The 20,976-nt window shown below is 57.9% G+C and carries 19 protein-coding genes; 13 read left to right on the top strand and 6 right to left on the bottom strand.

Annotated elements, in window-relative coordinates; genetic code table 11:
• Positions 1-121: 121 nt before the first annotated feature.
• Entirely contained in the window at positions 122-910 is a 789-nt protein-coding gene (locus HDEN_RS13995) for a response regulator transcription factor (RefSeq protein WP_013216787.1), read from the bottom strand.
• Between the two features lie 723 nt (positions 911-1,633).
• Here HDEN_RS13995 and HDEN_RS13985 point away from each other — a divergent pair.
• Positions 1,634-2,164 carry a dihydrofolate reductase family protein gene (locus HDEN_RS13985; protein ID WP_013216785.1) on the top strand — a complete coding sequence of 177 codons (531 nt, stop codon included), beginning with the start codon at positions 1,634-1,636 and terminating at the stop codon, positions 2,162-2,164.
• A gap of 116 nt (positions 2,165-2,280) precedes the next feature.
• On the opposite strand, the gene HDEN_RS13980 is transcribed toward HDEN_RS13985, so the two are convergent.
• The gene (locus HDEN_RS13980) at positions 2,281-2,835 is read right to left on the bottom strand and encodes an RrF2 family transcriptional regulator (RefSeq protein ID WP_013216784.1); all 555 of its coding nucleotides are present in this window, start codon (positions 2,833-2,835) and stop codon (positions 2,281-2,283) included.
• Positions 2,836-3,187: 352 nt separating this feature from the next.
• Here HDEN_RS13980 and HDEN_RS13975 point away from each other — a divergent pair, with 352 nt between their 5' ends.
• Complete coding sequence (locus tag HDEN_RS13975; protein WP_013216783.1) at positions 3,188-3,934, top strand: SDR family NAD(P)-dependent oxidoreductase; 747 nt, start codon at positions 3,188-3,190, stop codon at positions 3,932-3,934.
• 167 nt (positions 3,935-4,101) lie between these two features.
• Here HDEN_RS13975 and HDEN_RS13970 read toward each other — a convergent pair whose 3' ends face one another.
• From HDEN_RS13970 to HDEN_RS13950, 4 genes are all read right to left on the bottom strand, one after another.
• Positions 4,102-5,454, bottom strand: a complete 1,353-nt coding sequence (locus HDEN_RS13970) for a ferredoxin reductase family protein (protein WP_013216782.1) — start codon at positions 5,452-5,454, stop codon at positions 4,102-4,104.
• Between the two features lie 818 nt (positions 5,455-6,272).
• Positions 6,273-6,632, bottom strand: a complete 360-nt coding sequence (locus HDEN_RS13960) for a DUF3240 family protein (RefSeq protein ID WP_081446262.1) — start codon at positions 6,630-6,632, stop codon at positions 6,273-6,275.
• A complete protein-coding gene (locus tag HDEN_RS13955; protein WP_013216778.1) occupies positions 6,563-9,727 on the bottom strand; it encodes an efflux RND transporter permease subunit in 3,165 nt (1,054 codons plus the stop codon). Before HDEN_RS13955 ends, HDEN_RS13960 begins: the two co-directional genes overlap by 70 nt.
• A 3-nt stretch (positions 9,728-9,730) precedes the next feature.
• Positions 9,731-10,672 carry an efflux RND transporter periplasmic adaptor subunit gene (locus HDEN_RS13950; RefSeq protein WP_245256801.1) on the bottom strand — a complete coding sequence of 314 codons (942 nt, stop codon included), beginning with the start codon at positions 10,670-10,672 and terminating at the stop codon, positions 9,731-9,733.
• A gap of 268 nt (positions 10,673-10,940) precedes the next feature.
• On the opposite strand from HDEN_RS13950, the gene HDEN_RS13945 reads away from it, so the two are divergent.
• The 11 genes from HDEN_RS13945 (at position 10,941) to HDEN_RS13895 (ending at position 20,969) form a co-directional block, all read left to right on the top strand.
• Positions 10,941-11,594, top strand: coding sequence for a response regulator transcription factor (locus HDEN_RS13945; RefSeq protein WP_041922057.1), 654 nt, complete (start codon positions 10,941-10,943; stop codon positions 11,592-11,594).
• An 8-nt stretch (positions 11,595-11,602) separates the two neighbouring features.
• Positions 11,603-12,970, top strand: a complete 1,368-nt coding sequence (locus HDEN_RS13940) for an ATP-binding protein (protein WP_013216775.1) — start codon at positions 11,603-11,605, stop codon at positions 12,968-12,970.
• 132 nt (positions 12,971-13,102) lie between these two features.
• Positions 13,103-14,257: a transporter substrate-binding domain-containing protein gene (locus tag HDEN_RS13935; RefSeq protein WP_013216774.1), complete on the top strand. Its 1,155-nt coding sequence runs from the start codon at positions 13,103-13,105 to the stop codon at positions 14,255-14,257.
• 9 nt (positions 14,258-14,266) lie between these two features.
• On the top strand, positions 14,267-14,866 hold the full coding sequence (locus HDEN_RS13930; protein ID WP_041921671.1) for an ANTAR domain-containing response regulator: 600 nt from the start codon (positions 14,267-14,269) through the stop codon (positions 14,864-14,866).
• Positions 14,867-15,059: 193 nt separating this feature from the next.
• A complete protein-coding gene (locus tag HDEN_RS13925) occupies positions 15,060-16,304 on the top strand; it encodes a transporter substrate-binding domain-containing protein (protein WP_013216772.1) in 1,245 nt (414 codons plus the stop codon).
• Positions 16,305-16,355: 51 nt separating this feature from the next.
• The gene (urtB, locus tag HDEN_RS13920) at positions 16,356-17,246 is read left to right on the top strand and encodes an urea ABC transporter permease subunit UrtB (protein ID WP_013216771.1); all 891 of its coding nucleotides are present in this window, start codon (positions 16,356-16,358) and stop codon (positions 17,244-17,246) included.
• Positions 17,247-17,260: 14 nt separating this feature from the next.
• Positions 17,261-18,352: an urea ABC transporter permease subunit UrtC gene (gene urtC, locus HDEN_RS13915; protein ID WP_013216770.1), complete on the top strand. Its 1,092-nt coding sequence runs from the start codon at positions 17,261-17,263 to the stop codon at positions 18,350-18,352.
• A complete protein-coding gene (urtD, locus tag HDEN_RS13910; protein WP_013216769.1) occupies positions 18,349-19,146 on the top strand; it encodes an urea ABC transporter ATP-binding protein UrtD in 798 nt (265 codons plus the stop codon). Before urtC ends, urtD begins: the two co-directional genes overlap by 4 nt.
• Positions 19,139-19,834 (top strand): urea ABC transporter ATP-binding subunit UrtE, encoded by a 696-nt coding sequence (gene urtE / locus HDEN_RS13905; RefSeq protein WP_013216768.1) that lies wholly within the window; start codon positions 19,139-19,141, stop codon positions 19,832-19,834. The genes urtD and urtE overlap by 8 nt, the downstream gene beginning before the upstream one ends.
• A gap of 5 nt (positions 19,835-19,839) precedes the next feature.
• Positions 19,840-20,292 (top strand): urease accessory protein UreE, encoded by a 453-nt coding sequence (gene ureE / locus HDEN_RS13900; RefSeq protein WP_013216767.1) that lies wholly within the window; start codon positions 19,840-19,842, stop codon positions 20,290-20,292.
• A complete protein-coding gene (locus HDEN_RS13895; RefSeq protein WP_013216766.1) occupies positions 20,289-20,969 on the top strand; it encodes an urease accessory protein UreF in 681 nt (226 codons plus the stop codon). Before ureE ends, HDEN_RS13895 begins: the two co-directional genes overlap by 4 nt.
• Positions 20,970-20,976: the final 7 nt, after the last annotated feature.

Below are 20,976 nucleotides of genomic sequence, written 5' to 3'. Positions count from 1 at the left end.
AAATGACGCATAAGCCCCCCACCGCACTTAAAGCGGCGCATGCCCCCTTCAGGCCCCGCGTATGACGCGGAACGCCTCAGTAAACGGGTAGGCGAATCGGGTGCTTCGCTAAATCCCCGGATCAGGGGGGTGGGCGGCCGAGCCATAGCGCCATGAGGGCGCTGCGGCTGCTGACGCCGTACTTGCGGAAGATGCGCTTCACGTGATCATGCGTCGTGTGCCGACTCTGGTCGTTGGAAGCCGCAATCTCCCGCTCGGACAATCCCTGCAGAAGACCTCCGAGTACGCGCCGTTCGACGGGGGTCAGCGGCGACGATGCCACGCCGAGTCCTTCGCCCAACATCTGCAAGCGATGGAACCAGCGCAGACCGCGCAGCGCATACCCCACCACATCGCGCTCGGACGTACCGAATGGCTCCTGCTCGAGAGAGCGGTAGAAGCCGAAATAGCTTTCCGCATCCTCGTTGATCGGAATGCCGGCCCAGATCGTGTCGCGGTACCCGGCACCGACGTAGAAGGTGCGGTAGTAGTCACCCTCGAACCAAGTCTCGGGCACGAGATCGATGAGTCGATTGAACCGGTACTGGCCGGCGAGGGCCACGTTGGCGATCGTCGTCTCGTCCACTGAACCAGCCTCGAGCTTGTCCACCTGTTCCTTCGCCTTATTGGCGAAGAGGAGATTTGGGTACAGTTCGCGGATGGCGCGGGGTCTCCAGCCTTTTACCTGATCGCCAGGACGCGGCTCACCCAGGCGCACGGCGCCCATCCAGGTGGCGTTCTGGGCGTTGATCAGATGGCACATGCGCTCGAGGAGATGATCGCGGGCTTCCGGCGCGCGCGCGGCATCAAAGTCCGCAAGCTCGTCCCACAAGGTGTGAATGGAAGTGAGTGTGCTTGCGTCGATGGTCATTGGCAGTGCTCGATAGCCCGGTCAGGAAACGCTGTCCGAGTATCTCTGCACTTAGGCTTCATGGCGCAAACAAAAATTTCTGAACGCTGACAGATGTCACTGCTCGGGCTTCACGCCCCGTCCGAGCGCAAGTCGCTTGAGGCGGTGGCTTGCGAGTGACAATGACCAGCCAGTACGCCAGGCCGGGTTCAGAAGCATAGCCAGGGGCCCAAGCAGGTCGCGGGCGTTCCGCCCTTGCAGGCCATCTGCGAGGAGTAACACTCAATCATCGCCGAGCCTGATTTGCAGCTGGTTTTCACTGGCCCTTTCCCTATAAGCCCTCGCCCGGCGATTGTATTCTTGAGCGCGTTTGTGGAGAACAGCACCGCCAAATCGTGGGTGACGTTATCGCCAATGGCTGCAACCCTGGTGCAATCGGCCGCCTGAGCCATCGCCGAAAGGGCGCACGCCATAACCGCGGCCGCGAAGCCTAACTTGAAAATCCGCATTGCAACCCCCCGTAAAAACAAACCTACTCGAACGCTAGTCGAGTGCTTGGCGGTTGCCAAGTAAAGGACGGTTGCCGGCACAGATATTTTCCGCAATGCGATTTATAACTCTCCACACGCCGCTGAGATCAGATGCGACGGTAGCTAACCAAGTCATGGAAAATATGATCTGAATCCGGTCGTCGGTTCAGCCGGTTGGTCATGCCGACGAACCTCGAATGGGAGATTTCGCGGCATGGCAAAGATCGTCTTCGGAATGAATGTGTCCCTGGACGGCTATGTTGACCACGAGAAATTTGCGCCCGGTCCCATGCTCTTTCGTCACTGGATCGAGCAAGTGCGCAGCGTGACCGGCAGTGTGTACGGCCGCCGCATGTACGAGATCATGCGCTATTGGGACGAGGACCATCCCGAATGGACTCCGGAGTTGCAAGACTTCGCGGCTGCGTGGCGGAGCCAACCGAAGTGGGTCGTGTCACGCTCATTGACGTCGGTCGGCCCCAACGCCACGCTTGTCGGGGACAACGTCGAGGCGGTGATCCGCGGGCTGAAGGCGGAGCGCGCGGGCGAGATTCATGTCAGCGGACCAAAGCTGGCTGGAAGCCTGAGCGAGCTTGCTCTGATCGACGAGTATCGACTCTACTTCCACCCCGTGGTGCTTGGCCGTGGCGCGCCATTCTTCGCGGGCCCCCGGCCGCGGCTCCGCCTTGAGGCCAGCGATCTGATCGGCGAGGACGCGATCAGGTTGACTTACGTTCCCGCCTGATCGCGCGACCTGCCCGACGGCTTCAGGTTCGCTTCGGGTCATTGGCGCTTACAGGGAACCGCTCCGAACGTCGGCTGCAACTCCAGCTGCGGACATGGACTCTGGAATACCTCGACCTATCGCTCCTTGTCGTCATGACCTGCACGGGATCGCATTGCGGCGATGCGCGCATCTTCTCGTGCCGTCTGGCGATCGGCAAACCAAGTGCGCACTTGATTTTGGAAGCCGGCGGGCATGCGTTTGCCATCTGACAGAGAGGCAAGAGTCGTCTTGGAAAGTTCGTCGCGTAGGACTTTCTCGGCGCGCAACATCACCGCGTGGATCTCGCAGACACCTTTGGTTGCCCACTTAGGTGGCTTGTTCTCAAACAGTGCGCACCGTCCCCGAACTTCCTGGCAATCGAAAAGCGGCTTGCTGCCTTCGACGGCGTCGACGACATTCAAAACACTGATTTTTGAAGTCGGCCGGGCAAGACGATAACCGCCGCGAATGCCGCCGCTTGCTTCAACGATGCCGGCCTTCTCTAGCTTTGCAAAGATCTTTGCCAAGAACGCAGGAGAGATTCCCTGCAGATCGGCAAGATCCCGGCTGCTCGGTCGTTGCTCGACCGGCTCAGTGAGCCAAAGAAGGCAGTGTAAAGCGTATTCGACGCCATTTCCGATATAGGCCATAAAGGGGATGCTATATATCCACGTTACACTCTTCAAGAGCCGAGATGACGGCGATCAGACTTTGATCGGGACCCGGCGCAGGTGCCTCTACGAAGCTTCAAGCACCGGCTGGAGTGCGCAAAAAATTGCTTCGTTATAACGCAGACTTATTTCGTCCGCCTTTTGTTGACTGAATAACGATGACATTATTAGTCTACGTTACATGGAACGAAAAAAGGCCCTATCGACGACGGTCGATGCCCCATTCTAGCTCTCTCCATTCGGGATCGCCCAACCTGGCGCCAAGGCGGTGTTCTGGTTGTCGCGCGAAGCATGAGTACAGTCATCGTCAAGCAAGCAGCATGAGCAGGACATGGAAAGAAAGCACAAAGTAGCAGTCGTTACAGGAGCGAGCACCGGAATAGGTCGCGCTATCGCGGAGAAGTTTCTTGGCGCCGGCTATCGGCTTGCAGTCATGGCCCGCTCGGAGCAGGGATTGCTGGAACTCAAAAAGCAGTCGCCGGAAAACGTTCTGGTTGTGCCTGGTGATGTTACGAAAGCGGCGGACCTCCATCGTTTGGTCGCGGAAACGATCAAGGCCTTCGGAGCTGTCGATGTCGTCGTCCCCAATGCTGGGGGCGCGAAAGTGGTGTCGTTCGAAAACAGCGACCAGGTCGCAATTGCCGATCAATTCAACTTGAATTTCGTCGCTGCAACGGAAACTGTGCGAAAATTCCTGCCGCATATCAATGGCGGCGGCAGCGTGCTTTTCATCACCACGTTCCTGACGACCGTCGGATTCCCCGGGCTGGCGATTTATAACTCCAGCAAGGCTGCGTTGAAGTCGTTTGCGCAGACGCTTGCGGTTGAACTCGCTCCACGAAAGATCCGTGTGAACTGCGTGGCGCCCGGTCCCATCAGCACGCCCCTATGGAGCAAGGTCGGTCTTCCCGACGACGTCCTCGCCGCCGTGGGCAAGAATATAAATGCCCGGCTGATGCCAGGAGCATTTGGAGAGGCGAATGATATCGCCGAGACGGCCTTATTCCTCGCGTCCGAGGGAGCCAAGAATATCTACGGTCAGGAGATCGTGGTCGACGGCGGCTACACCATCGGTTGAGTTCTATAAAGCTCGATCGGCGATGCACCGCGCACCGCCGATCTTGTCCCGCGGCGGAGGAATCGCTTCGAGCGACCGGATGTCGATCTACTCGTCTATCTCGATCGCGTCGTCGAGCAGATCGTATCCGATAAGCCCAGTCCTGTTACTCCCGGAGAGGCAAGCGCTCAGCGCATCTCAAAAAGTTCCTGGTGAAACCGCTCGTGAACAGGGAACTGCTTCTGGGAAAAATCCCGTCGCAGGGCGTCGCCGAACCTCACTGGACCGCAAAACCAGATACTCGCTTCCTGCCAGTCCGGGATTTCGGCGCGAATCCGCTCGCCATTGAGACGGCCATCACGCGCATCGACAAGAAAATGCAGTCGCACGCCAGCGGCCTCGGCATCTGCTCTGAGCTTGCGCTCCGCGATCTCGTCGTAATCGGCCGTCGGATGAAAGAGATCGATTCTCAGGAGAGAATGTTCTCCGGCATTCTTGCGGAGTTCCGCGAGGTATTTCATTCGGGCAATGAACGGGGTGATGCCGATGCCCGCGCCGATCCAGATTTGATGCTGGCGGTCGTCGTCGAACGTGAAGCAACCGTAAGGCCCTTCAATACTGATCTCTTGCCCCACGGAAAGCTTGTCTTTGAGGCGGCGGGTATGGTCGCCAAGTTCCTTCACAATGAAATTGATGCGGTGGTTAGTTGCGTTCCACGCGGACGCGATCGTGTAGGGGTGTGCGCCCTCGCTTGCGTCGGACGTGGCGAACGCGAATTGACCGGGTTGATGGCCAGGCCATCCCGAGGGAACATCGATCTCGGCTTCGAGAACTCTCACGCCGGGATAATAATCAAGAGACGCGATGCGCCCCGCGACGCGCCGGTGAATGCCCACGCGTCCCAGGAGAAGGATGACGGCGGCCCATACGCCACCCGCCATCAATACCCCAGTGATGATGCCGATCGGAGACGACCAGTAGGTGAACTTGATGAGCACGACGGAGTGAAAGACCAACACGAGATAAGCAACGGCGAGCAGCTTGTGGGTCTGATAGAAGAATCGATAAGGAATGCGCTGGATGAGAGCGATGAAGATGAGCAGAACTGCCGCGTAGAACGCCCATTCGCCAATCTGCTCGGCACTCTGACGGAGATTCGCGAAGGTTTGCTCGACCTGACTCGCTGCGGGCGGTCTCGGTCCGCGAGTCGGACGTTCAAGAACCCCGAAGCTCACTGCCCATTTTGGACCAACGGCCCATAGCCAGTGCAAGACGGCGATAACCAAAGCGCCGATGCCCAGCCACTTGTGCAGACGGTACATCTTGTCGAGGCCGCCGAACCACGGCTCGGGCCATCGTGGGCGAAGCGCGAGCATCATGGTCAGACTCATGCAGCCGATGGCGAGAATGCCCGAGTATTGAACCATCACCGAGCGGAAAGCGAAGAAACTATCCGGTACAAATGCCCTCGGCTCGGCGACTAGCCACAGCGCAGTCAGCGCCGCCAAGAACATCCAGAAAGAGTATTTGATCACACGCATGTTTCTAGCAACTCTGCTGCATTAGTCCGCGAGGTGGTTGACTTGTTGGCGCCGGCTATTTTTTGGGTTCGATGAAATCGCCATTGAACCGCGAGCGGAATGTCTCCGCTGTCCAGCATCGGAAAACGAGTAGACGATGTGATCGGCGCCATTGCGTTTTACTGCGCAGTGTAGGTCGCAAATGTGAACCCTTTGCAGATGTCCCTGACAGAGCTGACCCGGCGATCGCGATGCACATGACCTCTCTCTGTCTGTTCGGATATTGTCGGCTGTCGCTTGAATTATGACTTATCCAGCGTGCGGGTCGGGCGCTCAGATGCGTCTCGAGGTTTCTTTCTGTCTTGGCTCGGCGTATCCGACAGCGGCGGCCAATTCATCGGAAGACGATCGCGCCGGTGGCAGTAAACGCGGGTGTGGATGTTGTGGCAGTGCCGATAGTCGCGCGCGTCTGCAAGGTGCACTAACCCTCCAAAAGTCGTGCCGTTCGCCAAGGGGCTCAAGGGCGAAGCGTTGGCTTGTTCGAAGGCACCGCCGCCAGCGCTCAGACCCGCGATTGTGCTCAACAACATTAGTGCGGTGATGCTGTGCATCATTGATTCTCCTCAACTGTTAGCGGGTTGTGTCTTTGGTCTTGTCCTTGAAGGACCGAACCGTCGTCGGTTTTGATTTTGGCGGCGGACTGGCTGAGATAAGCCGCCGGTGCCACTCCGTACGCGCATCGGGAAAGTTGAGCGCCCACACCGCCAGAGCCCAGACGCACCCCACAAACAGAAGCGGCCCTGCGCAGGTCAGAACGGTTTCGGTGAGCAGATCGAGACTCATTGGTGTGCCGCTCGATCGGCGGGATGTGTGCTGGTCGGCTTCAACGCCTGCAGGCGTCCGAAGCTCTCGACAGGCTCGATCCAAAAGGTGAGATGAGGAAGCGGCGCTTTTTGCGCAATGATTTGCAAAAGACGCTCTGCCTCGCCCCGCTCGATAACCGTGGTTATGAGGCTTCTTTTGACATGGCCCCGCACGCGCTCGCTCACCGTAGCGCCTACGAATCCAAAGCCATGGCCTTTCGCATCCCACGTTGTGAAGCCTGGGATCGGCGGATCCAGCGAAAGCATCAGTTCGACGATGCGGTCGGTGCTGTCAGGAGGGCAGACGAGCGTGAGCCTGCAAAGGAGTTTGTCCATGCGAGTTGTCCGGTTGTGTTGGCTGCGCGCTCTCCGGCAATTCCGAAACGGCGGAATAGGATCGGCAGCAGAATGAGTGTCAGCGCGGTCGAGGTTGCGAGACCGCCAATGACTACGATGGCAAGCGGCTTCTGAATTTCGGACCCAGGGCCATTGGCGAACAGCAACGGGACGAGCCCGAACGCCGCGATGCTGGCGGTCATCAACACCGGCCGAAGCCGCCGAAGCGCTCCTTCAAACACGGCATCGGCAACGCTCGCGCCGGCGGCCAGCAGCTCATTGAAGTGGCTGACAAGCACAAGTCCGTTCAGCACTGCTATGCCAAGAAGTGCGATGAATCCGACGGAAGCGGGGACCGACAGATATTCGCCGGATATCCAGAGTGCGAGAACGCCACCGACAAGAGCGAACGGTATGTTGACAAGGATAAGAAGCGCCTGCCGGATCGAGCGCAGCACGGCGAAGAGGACGCCAAAGATCAGGCCGAGTGCAATCGGTACGACGATGACGAGACGGGCAGCGGCGCGGCGCTGATTTTCGAACTGTCCGCCCCAAACAAGGTAATAGCCCTGGGGCAGCGGCACCTGAGAGGCGACGACACGTTGAGCCTCTTGGACAAATCCGACGAGGTCGCGGCCGGTAACGTAAGCCTGCACGATGGCAAAACGCGACGCATTCTCGCGATCGATCTTGACCGGTCCCGCGACGCGCTCGAGCTTTGCAACATCGCCGACGCGAACGAGCCCTCCGTCACCCGACGAGAGCTGCGTCGCGGCAAAAATCTCCGGCGCCTCGCGAACGGTCTGTGCGCCGCGCAGGATGATATTGGTTCTGCGTCCGGGCTCTGCGACGATGCCTGCTGCGGAGCCCTCAAGAGTTGAGCGAAGCTCGTCCTGAAGCCTTGTCGGCGAAAGGCCTGTGCGGCCCGCCGAGAGGCGGTCGACATTGATTTGAAGATAGTCGACGGTGTCGTTGGCGACGGTCGAAACTTCCGCGGCGCCCGCGACATTGCTCAGGGTCGCCTGAATTTTCCCCGCAAGATCCGAAAGCATTTTGATGTCTGGGCCGAAAATCTTGACGGCGAGGTCGCCACGCGCCCCCGTCAGCATTTCATTGGTCCGCATCTCGATTGGCTGCGTAAACGCGAATTCATAGCCCGGGAGATCGGCCATTGCGGCGCGAAGCTGTTCCAGGAGCCAGGCCTTGTCCGGGACGCGCCACTCGTGCTTCGGCTTTAGAACCATGAACGTGTCGGTCTCGTTGAGGCCCATAGGATCGAGCCCCAATTCGTCCGAACCGACGCGCGCAACGATGCGCTCGATCTCCGGAACTTTTTCTTTCAGCACGCGCTGGATTTGAAGATCGCCTTCGATGCTCGCCTGCAAATTGATCGATGGGTGCTTGGTGATCTGCATAATCACTGCGCCCTCGTCCATCGTCGGCATGAACGATTTTCCGATTGCGCTATACGCGACGCCCATGAGGCCGATACCCATGACGGCGACCAGATAAACCGGCAGCGGGAAGGCAAGGCAGGACTTGAGCAGCGCGCGATAACCCCGATTGAGAAACCGCATCAGCAGCGGTTCCGAATGCGGACCGGCGTTGAGCATCAGCGAGGAAAGAACGGGGATCAGCGTGAGTGATAAAATCAGCGAGCTGCTCAGAGCGAAGATGATCGTAAGCGTGACCGGGCCGAAGAGCTTGCCCTCGAGGCCCTGCAGCGACAGCAGCGGCAGAAATACGAGACAGATGATCAGAATGCCGGCCGCGACAGGTACAGCGACCTCACTCGCGGCCCGATAGACAGTGTGAAGCTTTGGCACCGCCGCCGGCACTTGATTGTGCTGAAGCCGTTCGACCGTGTTCTCGACAACGACGACCGCGGCATCGACGATGAGGCCGATGGCAATCGCCAGTCCGCCGAGGCTCATCAAGTTCGCCGACATGCCGAAGAGATGCATCATGACGAACGTCATGAGAGCGGCGAACGGCAACGTAACAGCGACGACGAGCGCCGCGCGCAAGTTGCCCAGGAAGGCGACAAGCAGCAGCACCACGAGAACGGTAGCTTCGATCAGTGCTTTTTTGACTGTGCCGACCGCACTGGCGATGAGATCGGAGCGATCATAGAAGACGTCGATCCGCACGCCGGGCGGCAGACTTGCCTTGAGATCATCGAGCCGTTGTCGAACGGCTTTGACGATGGCGCTAGCGTCGGCGCCGCGCAACGACAGGACCAGGCCTTCAACGGCTTCGCCCTTTCCGTCTTCGGTGACGGCGCCGTATCGCGTCAGACTCCCGATCTGGATCTTCGCAACGTCGCCAAGACGCAACACGCGCGGACCATCCAGTTTAAGGACAATCTGTGCGAGGTCGTTGGGCGTCTCGATGGCGCCCTGAGCGCGTACGACGAGTGCCTTTTCGCCTTCGATCAATCTCCCGGCGCCGTCGTTGCGATTGTTCGCCTCGATGGCGGCGGCAAGATCCGGAATGCCGAGACCTGCGGACGCAAGCGCGGCTTGGTTGGGAATGATTTCGAATGTCCGAACCATGCCGCCGAGAGCATTGACGTCGGCAACGCCCGGAATGGTACGAAGCGCCGGACGTATCGTCCAATCAAGCAGACTTCGGCGCTGTTCGAGCGTCAGGTCTCCGCCCTCGATCGTGAACATGAAGATGTCTGAAAGCGGTGTCGAAACCGGCGCCAGGCCGCCCGTGACATCCTTGGGCAGATCGCCGCGCACGCCCGCCAGGCGTTCCGCAACCTGCTGGCGTGCCCAGTAGATGTCGGTCCCATCGGCGAAATCGAGTGTGATATCGGCAATCGCGTACTTTGCCGCCGACCGCAGGATCGTTTGCCCTGGGATGCCAAGCAACTCCATCTCGATCGGGGTGATGATCCTGGTTTCCACCTCCTCCGGCGTCATGCCCGGCGCTTTCAGAATCATCTTCACCTGAACAGGCGAGATGTTCGGAAACGCGTCGATTGGAATCGTCCGGCATGCGTAGAAACCGCCAGCCGCGACAAGGCCGGACATCGCAAGGACAAAGATCCGCTGCGTGAGTGCGAACTCGATCAGACGGCGCAACATTCGCTACTCTCCAGCCAACATCCGCTCGAGCTGGGGTAGACCGCTCGTTGCCACCTCCGCTTTGCTTGTCACCGAGCCTGAGATCGTTGCGTTGTTGGGAGAGCTGCCGCGCAGTTCCACCGCCACGAGCGTAAATCCCGATTCATTGCGCACGAATACCGCTGGCCGATTGCCGATTTTGACGATGGCCGAGGAGGGCACGTTCAGAGCGTCGGTAACGGTCCGACGCAGAATGCTAACGGTGACCATCTGCCCGGTGCGTAGGCGGGAGTCGGCAGGGACGCTTGCAAACATCACCGTGGAGCGCGTCAACCGATCGAGAGAGCCTCCGACCGAAACCACTTTGCCCGCGGGCCCGTCAGTGATCTGTACGACGTCGCCGGGTTTGACGTTGGCAATGACGTCGGCGGGCGCCTGTATCTCGATCCATAGCTCATCGCTGGTGTCGATGGTGACAGTCGCGGCCATTGCCTCGATTTTGTCGCCGGGCATGACGCGTGTTTCTGCCACCGTTCCATCGGACGGCGCCGGGATGGTGTATTGTCCATTCTCTCCGGCGATTATTCCGTTCAGCGTCGTCGCGCGCTTATGCTGCTCTAGAACAGCGCGGATTTTCGCCACCTGAGCCTCGGCTTCATCTGCCAGTGTGGGATTTTGATAGTTTTTATCGGCAAGCGTTCGCCTTCGCCGTGCGACGGCCTCGGCCGTCTGCAGTTCAGCCTCCGATTGAGCGATCTGGCTTTGGGCTTCGAGCAATTCGCGGCTGGAAACTGTGATCATGGGCATGCCCTTGAGCACGCGTTGACCGGGCAGCACGTGCACTTGGTTCACCGTGCCCGCGAAGGGTGCGGCGGCAACAAGTCGTGAGTTCAAGGGCGGAACGACGGTGCCGGGCAGGACCGCGACCGTCTCCGTGCTCGCAGATCGCACGGGTTCAAGCTTGATGTTGAGACGTCTGACCTGCTCAGGTGTAACGCTTACGTCCTTTGCCGCAACGGACTCCGGCGCAAGTACGGCGATGATAGCCAGAACGCGAAAAACTAAATTTCTTCCAGGCATCCAAACATCCCTTTTCGCGGCGGTGCCGCGCCAAGGGGAGATGCGATGCCGAGCTGAAAGGAACCTGAATTGAACCTGCAGTAAGGCTGACAGCCGTTTTCAGGTTCAATTCAGGAAGATGCTGCTAGAAAGCGTGGACACGCGGGAGACGCCCATTCGCATACTGCTGATAGAAGATGACGATGAAATCGCCGATCGACTTGTAGCCGGTCTTGCGCGAGCAGGATTTACTGTCGAACGCGCGGACAACGGGGCTGATGGTTATGCCATGGGATTGGACGACACGTACGCCGCGGCAATCCTCGACCTCGGACTTCCGCAGATGCAGGGGCTTGACGTTCTCAAGCGCTGGCGCGCGTCCGATCGCAAGCTCCCCGTTTTGATTCTCAGCGCGCGTGGAACATGGGCGGAGAAAGTCGACGGTCTTAACGCAGGCGCGGACGACTACATCACCAAGCCGTTCCACATCCCCGAAGTTGCGGCAAGGCTTAAAGCGCTGATCCGGCGCGCCTCGGGAATTGCGAGTCCGGTGCTCAGCCATGGTGGCATCTCGCTCGATACGACATCGAACCGTGTCTGCCAAAACGGCGAGAGCATCGAATTGACCGCGCGTGAACTCAAGATGCTGACCTACTTCATGCATCGCATTGGCCGCATCGTTTCGCAGGCCGAGCTGGTCGATCATCTCTACGCGCTCGAGGACAGCCGGGAGTCAAATACCATCGAAGTTTACATCAGCCGCTTGCGGCGGAAGCTCGGCGCTGACGTCATTACCACTGTTCGCGGACTCGGATACCGGATGGACTGAGCGGCGGCATGACGAGCTTGAAACAACGACTGATCCTGGCCGCCACGCTGTGGATTACAATCGGAATGATCTCGGCGGGTTTCGTTCTGTCGGGAGTATTCAAGCGCCACGTGTCCGACCAGATCTACATCGAAATCTACGAGCATCTGGATGAACTCGTTCACTTGGCGGAATTCAAGCCCGGCGCGCCGCCTCGTCTCTCACGTCAACTCAGCGACCCGCGCTACGACATCCCGATGTCGGGATATTATTGGGAAATCCAGGCAGCGGGTAAAGTTCTCGCGAAGTCGGCCTCTCTGGAAAATTCCTGGCTGTCGATGCCACCGGATTTTCCGGCAGGTACCGGCACGCACGCTGGCAAAAGCGCGGGACCGACAGGTACTGTTCTCTTCGCCGCGCGTACGGACGGGACGATTGACGGCACGCCGGTGCAATTTGTTGTCGGGACCGATCAACGTCACGTCGACGTCGCCGTGTCTCGGTTCCGCAGCATTCTGTCGTGGGCTCTGATCGGATTCGGATTATCCATGATCGCAGGCGCTGTACTCCTGATCTTGTACGCGCTGAAGCCGTTGAACACATTGCGAAGCTCATTGGCCGATGTACGAACGGGCGCTTCCAGGAAGCTGGACGGTGCATACCCGCTGGAAGTCCTCCCCTTGGTCAACGACCTTAATGCCCTACTCGTTTCGACGTCAGAGCTGATACAGCGGGCGCGGACGCAGGCTGGAAATTTGGCACACGGATTAAAGACTCCTCTCGCCGTCTTGACGGACGAGGCATATCGCATCGAGGAAAACGGCCTGCCGCAATCGTCAGCAACGATCCTGACGCAATGTCGCAAAATGCAGACCCAGATTGATTACCAGATATCGCGTGCCCGTGCCGTTGCCCTCCGGTCGATCCCTGGCACAGTGGCAGAGGTTCGCAAAGGCGCGGAGGAGGTCGCCAGCGCTCTTCGCCGACTGTACGGAGAAACCGGTGTGGCGATAACCGTCGACGTCTCCGATGGTCTTCTAGTCGCCTGCGATCCCCAAGACCTCAATGAAATGCTGGCGAACATTGTCGACAACGCCTGCAAGCACGCAAAATCTCGTGTTCGCATCTCGTGCCATGGGCCGACCTCCGACAAGACTTTCGATCTGTACGTGGAAGATGATGGGAAGGGGTTGCCGCCGGAAGCGTTCGAGGTCGTGTTCGACATCGGCGAACGATGGGATTCCCGCGAGGCGGGATCCGGTCTCGGGCTCGCCATCGTACAAGATCTTGCGCAGCTCTATGGTGGCGACATCAAACTTCAAAAATCGAGCATGGGTGGACTTTGGGTTGTGCTCAAGCTACCGGCGGCGGATACAAGTGATGTCGCTGGGGTCTAGCCTCGGTCACTGACAATGTGAATTTTGAATCCAACGCACTGTTTGAATTCGCGTAACGACTGTGTGAAGCTGTGCCCAAGCGACACCTGCACGGGATCGCAAATAACAAACGAATTTACTGGGAAGGCGGCTGTGGCGGAAGGCGAATGGAAAATTGGCGTCCTGTTCTCTAAAACAGGAGTGACAGCGGGCGCTGAAACGTCGGAGTTGAACGCGGCGATCCTGGCAATTGAAGAAATCAATGCCGCCGGCGGTGTCCTGGGCCGAAATCTTAACGCTATCCATTATGATCCGGGCTGTTCGCCGCCCAAGTATCAAGAGTATGCGATCCGGCTGCTGAAGGAGGACAGGGTCCGTATCGTCTTCGGCTGCTACATGTCATCGGAAAGGAAAGTCGTTCTTCCTCAGATCGAAGCTTTCCGGGGACTGCTATTTTATCCCACATTTTACGAGGGTTTTGAGTACTCGAGCCGTTGTTTTTACGGCGGCGCCGCCGCCAATCAAAACGCCGTCGCACTAGCCAAATATCTTATCGAGAAGTTCGGCAGCCGGTTCCTTCTGGTGGGCTCGAATTACGTGTTCCCTCGCGAATACAACCGGGTGATTTCGGAGCTGGTGGAACTGTCCAAAGGGGAAGTCGTGGACGAGATTTACGTGCCGGTGGAGTCGACGGCCGAAGATTTCGAGAAAATTATAAAGAGCATAAAAGTTCATGCGCCGGACGTCATCGTCTCGACCGTGGTCGGTACGGGATCGCAGCAATTGTTTGAGAGTTTTCATGCAGCGGGTCTGAACCCGCGCGACACGCCGATCGCGAGCCTGACGATGACCGAAGCAGAAGTTTCCAACGTCCTGCCCGAGATCGTGGCCGGCCATCTAACGTCTGCTTCATTCTTTGAGAACCTGGATCTTCCCGAAGCGCGACGGTTTGTTGCCGCTTTTAAAGAGCGATTTGGCGCTTCCGCACCGATTACATCGAGCGCCGAAGCCGTTTATTGCCAGGTTCATCTTTTCGCAAAGGCGCTTGCACTAGCTGGAGACGACGATCCTGAACTCATAGCCAAGCATCTTCGCGGGATGGAATTTGATGCCCCGCAGGGGCGAATAAGGATCGATCCAGACAACCACCATACCGAACTTTGGTCACGCATTGCCCGCATAAATGAAGCCGGGCAGTTCGACATAGTATGGCAATCAGAAAACAGGATACGACCGGACGTTTATTTTGTAACGTCCTCTTGCGAGAGCCGCCATACGCCTGAAGCCCAGTCCAATTACGGAATGTAGCGGGTGCCGGTGTCCAGAGAGCTGCTTCAAAGTCTAAAGGGTTTGCGCATTCAGGTTCTGCATCCGCCGGATGCGGAAGGCAAAGTGCTCATTGAACATCTTAATCGCATCGGCTGCACATGTGAGGCCACATGGCCACTGCCTGAGGAGATTAATCCCGCTGCATCGGTGGTCATCATCGCGATTGAGCCATCCCACCGAGAGCAAATTTTAAAGTTGTTTCGGCCTGTAGAACCGTTGGATCCGGCGCTTTTGGCGGTGATATCCTTCGAAGATCCGTCTACTGTTCAAATCGTTTTGGAGTGCGGTGCACTCGGTGTGATCGAACGGCCGATCAGGCCTTTTGGCTTACTAACTAACCTCATGATCACGCGTTCGATTTGGCTCGAGAGGCAGAACGCAAGCAAACGCATCAGAAAGCTGGAGCGGCGCGTTCGAAGCAGCAAACAGATCCTCCGTGCGAAAGAAATTCTGATGCAGACTCGCGAGATGACTGAAGATGCCGCTTACGAATGCATCAGGCAACAAGCGATGGCGAAACGCATTTCAATGGATGAGCTTGCCGACGCAATTATTGCAGCGCACACTCTATTGACGAATAATCCGTAGGGTGCCTATATCGTCGTGAACTAACGCTCAGCACACGAGCGATTCCATTTCTGATACACGACAGTGCCGTCATGTATCGCAAGGCTATGAAGCCCACGTTCTCTCTTCACCGAGGGGACGTGGGTTTTTTTTGTTTTTTGGCCAGCGCAAGCCGCGAAAAAAGCGGCAGCGCCAAGGGAGGGGAATAACGAAAATGAAAAATCCCGATAGACGTCAATTTATGAAAGTTCTCGGAGTTGCGGCGGGTGGATTGGCTGCGCCGACAATACTTGGTTCTCGCGCACTTCGAGCTGAAGAAACGATCCCTGTCGGCATTCTTTACTCACTGACGGGAACGACCGCGATCGTCGAAAAATCGATGAACCAATGCGCGCTGATGGCGATTGCCGAAATCAACGCCAAAGGCGGTGTGCTTGGCAAGCAGCTTCGCCCCGTCATTGAAGATCCAGCATCGGAGCCAAGAACCTACAGCGAAAAAGCGCGTAAGCTGACGATTGAAGATAAGGTGCCGGTGATATTCGGTTGCTACACGACCGCAAGCCGCAAAGCTGTTCTTCCGGTCGTCGAGCGTCGCAGCGGACTGCTCGTTTGGCCGACTTGGTACGAAGGAGAGGAATGCTCGAAGAGCGTTCTCTACGCCGGCTCGGCCGTGCCTAATCAGCAGCTCGAGAATTCAATTCCGTGGTTGAAAAATAAGCTCGGCAAAAACAAGCTTTTCATTGTTGGCTCCGACTATGCATTTCCGCGCGGCATGGCGAAGACGTCGAAAACGCTTTGCGCCAAGATCGGAATGGAAGTCGTCGGCGACGAGTACTTGCCGCTTGGTCACACCGAGTGGGCATCGATGGTTTCCAAAATCGGATCGAGCGGCGCCGATGTGATTTTCTCCAACGTGGTCGGAGACTCGATCGTCGCGTTTTATCGCGAGCTGCGGAACCAAGGTTACGACTTCGAAAAACTTCCGCTCTGCGCCTCGACCACGACCGAGGTCGAGGTCCGGGCGATGGGCCCGGAATATGCAAAGGGCAGCTATGTTTCGCTGCCGTACTTCCAGACAGTGGATACGCCGCAAAACAAAGCCTTCGTGAAGGCGTTCAAGGAATTTGCCGGACCAGACTCCGTAACGCACGCGGCAATGGAAGCGGTCTACACGGGCGTCCATATGTGGGCCATGGCAGCAGCCAAGGCAGGCGACGTTTCTTCCAAGGCTGTCGTGGGCGCCGTGGGCGGACTGTCATTCGACGCGCCCCAAGGCAAAGTCACGATTGATTCTGAAAATCTTCATTCATTCCTCACTCCGCGTATCGGCAAAGCACGCGCAGATGGCATGTTCGACATCGTCGATCAATATTCCGAGCCGCTCGTCCCATTGCCGTATTCGAGCGTCGGTGAAACCGCAGACAAGCGCGTTTGCAAGGTAAGTGGTGCCGCTCTTTGAGCGCACCACCAATCTTCGTTCGCGTGGTAATTCCTTTGTCTGAGAACTCGCATGGAAACCTTTGTAATTGGGCTTAGCATAGCGTCCATTCTGTTCATCGTTGCGCTCGGCTTGGCCATTGTCTACGGCACGATGAAAGTCATCAATCTCGCTCACGGCGAGATGGTGATGATCGGTGCTTACGTCACGGTTCTTGCGTCAAAGCATTTGGGATTGGGCATCTATAGCTGCCTGCCGCTTGCTTTTCTCGTAGCGGCCCTTTTCGGTCTCGCCATCGAACGTCTCGTAGTGCGCCCACTCTATGGGCGCCTACTTGACACTCTGCTTGCGACCTGGGGCATCGCGCTCATTCTGCAGCAGCTGATCCGAATCCATTTTGGGTTTGGACTCTTCGGAATTCATATCGACGGTCTCGGTTCGGATCTGCAAAACGTGCCGGTTCCACCCGAACTTCAGCAAACGCTGCATATTCTGGGAACGAACATCCCGGTGTATCGAGCCTTTGTTTTTGGGGTCGCTGCCGTCCTCGGACTCGTGAGCTGGTGGCTGATCTACAAGACGCGATTTGGCAGCCAATTGAGAGCCGTTTCGGCGGCGCGTGACATCACCGCGGCATGCGGCGTGAACGATAAGCGCATCAACGCACTGGCGTTCGCATACGGGTCGGGCCTTGCAGGCGTAGCGGGAGTCCTTGTCTCCGGCTTCAAGACAGTCTCGCCGGACATGGGAGCGCCTTACGTCATCGACGCGTTCATGGTCGTCGTTGCTGGCGGAGTAGGGCATTTGCTCGGCACGGTTTTGTCGGCAGGCATCCTTGGCGAAGTTCAGAGCTTCGTTGCGACGTGGTCGAACGATGTCTACGGCCGCACCGTCCTATTCGCATTCGTCATTCTCATTCTGCTGTTCAAGCCGCAGGGGCTTTTTGTGAGCCGCAATCGCTGACGTTTGGAAACACTATGAAAGAGCGCACTATTACACTCGCGGCCTATTTTCTGTTCTTTGCCGTTGTTTTCGCATTGCCATTTGCGTTGAACAGCTTCTGGACAAATAGGATCGCCGTCTACCTCGTTTATGCCATATGCGCGGTCGGCATCAGCCTCTCGTGGGGCTACGCGGGAATCTTGAGTCTCGGGCAAGGCCTGTTCTTCGGAATTGGCGCCTACATGATCTCAATGTCTCTGACATTGGCGCTGCCGGACAACAATCCCGTACCGCAATTCATGTTGCTCAACATGGAGCCGAACGCGCCGCGGGATCTCTGCTGCGCGACGCCAGGCTCGTTCCTCTGGCAACCGTTCCAGTATCTTTCGATAGGTGTGCTTGCGGGAATCTTGGTGCCTTGTGTCATCGCCGCCGTGCTTGGATACGTCATGTTCAAGCGCCGCACGTCGGGCGTCTATGTAAGCATCATCACGCTGGCGTTGGCCCTGATCGGCCAGATGCTCATCATCAACAACCAGCCGCTTACCGGCGGCTTCAATGGGCTAGCCGATCTTGCACCGTTGAGCGTCGGCGGGATCGAATTCGATCCCTATGGAAAGAGCGTCTATTATCTCGTGGCGGCGGCGCTGCTCGTCGTCGTGCTCCTGTCGCGGCTCATCGTGTCTACGCGGATGGGGCACGTTCTAAAAGCGGTCCGCGAAGACGACGCTCGCGTTCGATATCTTGGCTACAACGTCGAGAATTATAAGCTCTTCATCTACTGCCTTTCGGCCGCTATCGCCGGAATTGCGGGATTGCTGTTCGCAGTCACGTCCGAGTTCGCGTCGCCGTCGCTCATGTCGACGTCGTTCAGCATCTCGATGGTGATCTGGGCGGCCTTGGGCGGAAGAAGTTCGCTTCTCGGCGCATGCATCGGCGCGCTCATCGTCAATTTCATCGGATCAGTTGCGAGCGAAAACGTCATGCTCCAGCCGGTGTGGCCGATCGTGCTCGGACTGATGTTCGTGCTTGTCGTGCTCGTCATGCCGGAAGGAATTGCCGGAATCGCGAAGGGGTGGATCGCTAAACTGAGGCAGCCTCGTTCTCTGAAAGAGGTCGTCCAATGAACGCAATCCTCAATATCTCCGAAAGCGATAGCGTTCCGTGCACGGAGACTGTCCTGCGCACTAAGGACCTCACCGTTAAGTTCGACGGCTTTGCCGCGGTGAACAAAGTCAATCTCGCCGTCGCTCGTGGGGAGTTGCGCGTCATCATCGGCGCGAACGGCGCCGGAAAGTCGACACTGCTCGATCTGCTTTGCGGAAAAACGCTTCCAACCGAAGGCGAGGTTTGGTTGCGGGATCGAAACATCACCGGCATCGGAGAAGCGGCGATCGCCCGGAGCGGCGTTGGACGCAAATTTCAAACGCCGAGCGTCTTTAAAGAGATGACGGTGCTCGAAAATCTTCAGGTTGCAAGCAACCGCCGAACCGGCGTGTTCGCCAACTTGTTTTCGTGGCGGTCGCCAAGGCCAACGGACGTGGAGGCCGAAGTGGCCGCCCGGACAGGATTAAGCGACGTGCTTGGCCGCAGAGCATCGGAGCTTTCGCACGGACAGCTGCAGTGGCTGGAACTTGCGATGGTGCTGAGCCAAGACCCGAAGATCATTCTTCTGGATGAGCCTGCAGCCGGAATGACGGCGGCGGAGACCGACAAGACCGCACAGCTTCTTCTCGATCTCGCAGGCTCGCATACGGTTTTGGTGATCGAACACGACATGGCGTTCGTCAAACGCATCTGTCGAAAAATCACCGTGATGCACCAGGGAGCCGTTCTCGCCGAAGGCACCGCTTCTGAAATTGAGCGGAACCAGGCGGTAGTTGAGGCCTATCTCGGATCGGCGACGCTCAGCCATGCTTAAATTGAATCATCTCAATGCCTATTACGGCACCAGCCACATCATTCACGATCTCGATCTGGAGATACGTGAGGGCGAGATCTTTTGTCTTCTCGGTCGAAACGGCGTTGGAAAGACAACGCTCCTTCGCAGTCTTATCGGCATAACCGTCAATACAACGGGACGCATAGAGTTCGAGGGCAGAGACATCTCAACCCTGCCGACGCATGCGCGGGCGCGCCTTGGGCTTGGCTACGTTCCGCAAGGCAGAGAAATTGTTCCAGGCTTGACGGTTCTGGAAAACATCTTGCTCGGATGTAACGCACGCAAGGACGGACGCAAATCCGTGCCGCAACTCGTGTGGGATACATTCCCGATGCTGAAGGACCACCTTCACCGGAGGGGCACAAATCTCTCCGGCGGGCAGCAGCAGCAGCTGGCGATTGCGCGTGCTCTCGCGACAGATCCGAGCGTCCTCCTTCTCGATGAACCGACGGAAGGCATTCAGCCGAATGTCGTCGAGGACATCGAAAAATCCATCACGACGCTCAACCGCGTGCATGGCCTGACGATCATTCTGATCGAGCAGAAAATCCGATTCGCGCGCAGTGCCGCCCATCGCTTCGCAATTCTGGAGAAGGGCCGCGTGCGCGTTTCGGGCGCTTCGAACGAGCTCACCAATGATCTCATTCATCGGCATATGGGTTTGTGAAAGCCATGTTGCTCATTGATCGAATTGTCGGAGATCGAAACGATCCGGATCTCCATCACAAGCTTCACGAATACGAGCATCGCGGCATCGCCGTCGACACGGTGCGCGTCGCGCCGAGCGATCTCGATCGCCGGCGACTGCGCGTTCGCACGGAGCGAGGTGAAGATCTGGCGATCGCCCTATCGCGGCAAGAGCGTCTGTTCGACGGGGCAATTCTCTATCTCACGGATGAAAAGGCGATCGTCCTCCGCGCGCAGGAGCAGCGCTGGCTTCGGGTCGTTCCCGATACGAAGCGCGACGCGGTGGAGCTTGGCTTTCTCGTCGGCAATCTGCATTGGCGCGTGCGGTTCGAGGACGAACATATTCTCGTCTCCCTTGATGGGCCGGTCGAAACTTATATCGCCCGCATCGAACCGATGCTGCGCGACGGCCGAGTAACCGCCGAGGAAGTCCAATGAGAGCGCGCGATAAAATTCTGCGGACCTTTCAGCATGCGGACGCGCAGTTCCCGTCTGGCGCTTTCGCGTTTTCCCAGGGGCTCGAGGCGTTATCGCAACAACAGGATCGGCTGGGAAAGTTCGACCTGTGGAATTTTCTCCACGCACAGATCGTGCATCGTTGGGCATCCAGCGAACGCGTTGTGATTGCGAGAGCCTATAGGCTCGGAAGCGATCTCGACGCCCTGGCGGAACTCGACGCGGAAGTGGAGGCGTCGACAATAAGCGAGCCGCTCAGGATCGGCTCGCGCCGGAACGGAATGGGTTTGCTCACCTCCCATGAAAGGATCGGGACGCCTCACGCAAGCGCATACAGGAGCATGGTTCGCGACGGCAAAGCGCTCGGCCATATCGCGGTTGCGCAGGGCCTGCTCTGGAATGCACTCGAAATCGACGAAGACGATGCCGTTCTGATGAGCGGATACCAGTCGGCGGCATCACTGACGACGGCAGCCATTCGTCTCGGCCTCGTCGGCGCAATCGATGCGCAGGCTTACCTTGCAAAAATTCTGCCGGTCATCACGGAAGAGTCGTGCTCGCCGATATCGGACAACGAGCCGTTACGGGCATTCATTCCGCTTTCGGAAATCGCGATCTCACTGCATGGCGCGACTGGGCAGCGCTTGTTTTCGAACTGAAGGGCGA

It is taken from the genome of Hyphomicrobium denitrificans ATCC 51888 (assembly GCF_000143145.1).
GTDB lineage: Bacteria > Pseudomonadota > Alphaproteobacteria > Rhizobiales > Hyphomicrobiaceae > Hyphomicrobium_B > Hyphomicrobium_B denitrificans.
The sequence above is the reverse complement of the archived record's forward strand: the minus strand, read 5'-3'. Positions and strand labels throughout refer to the sequence as shown.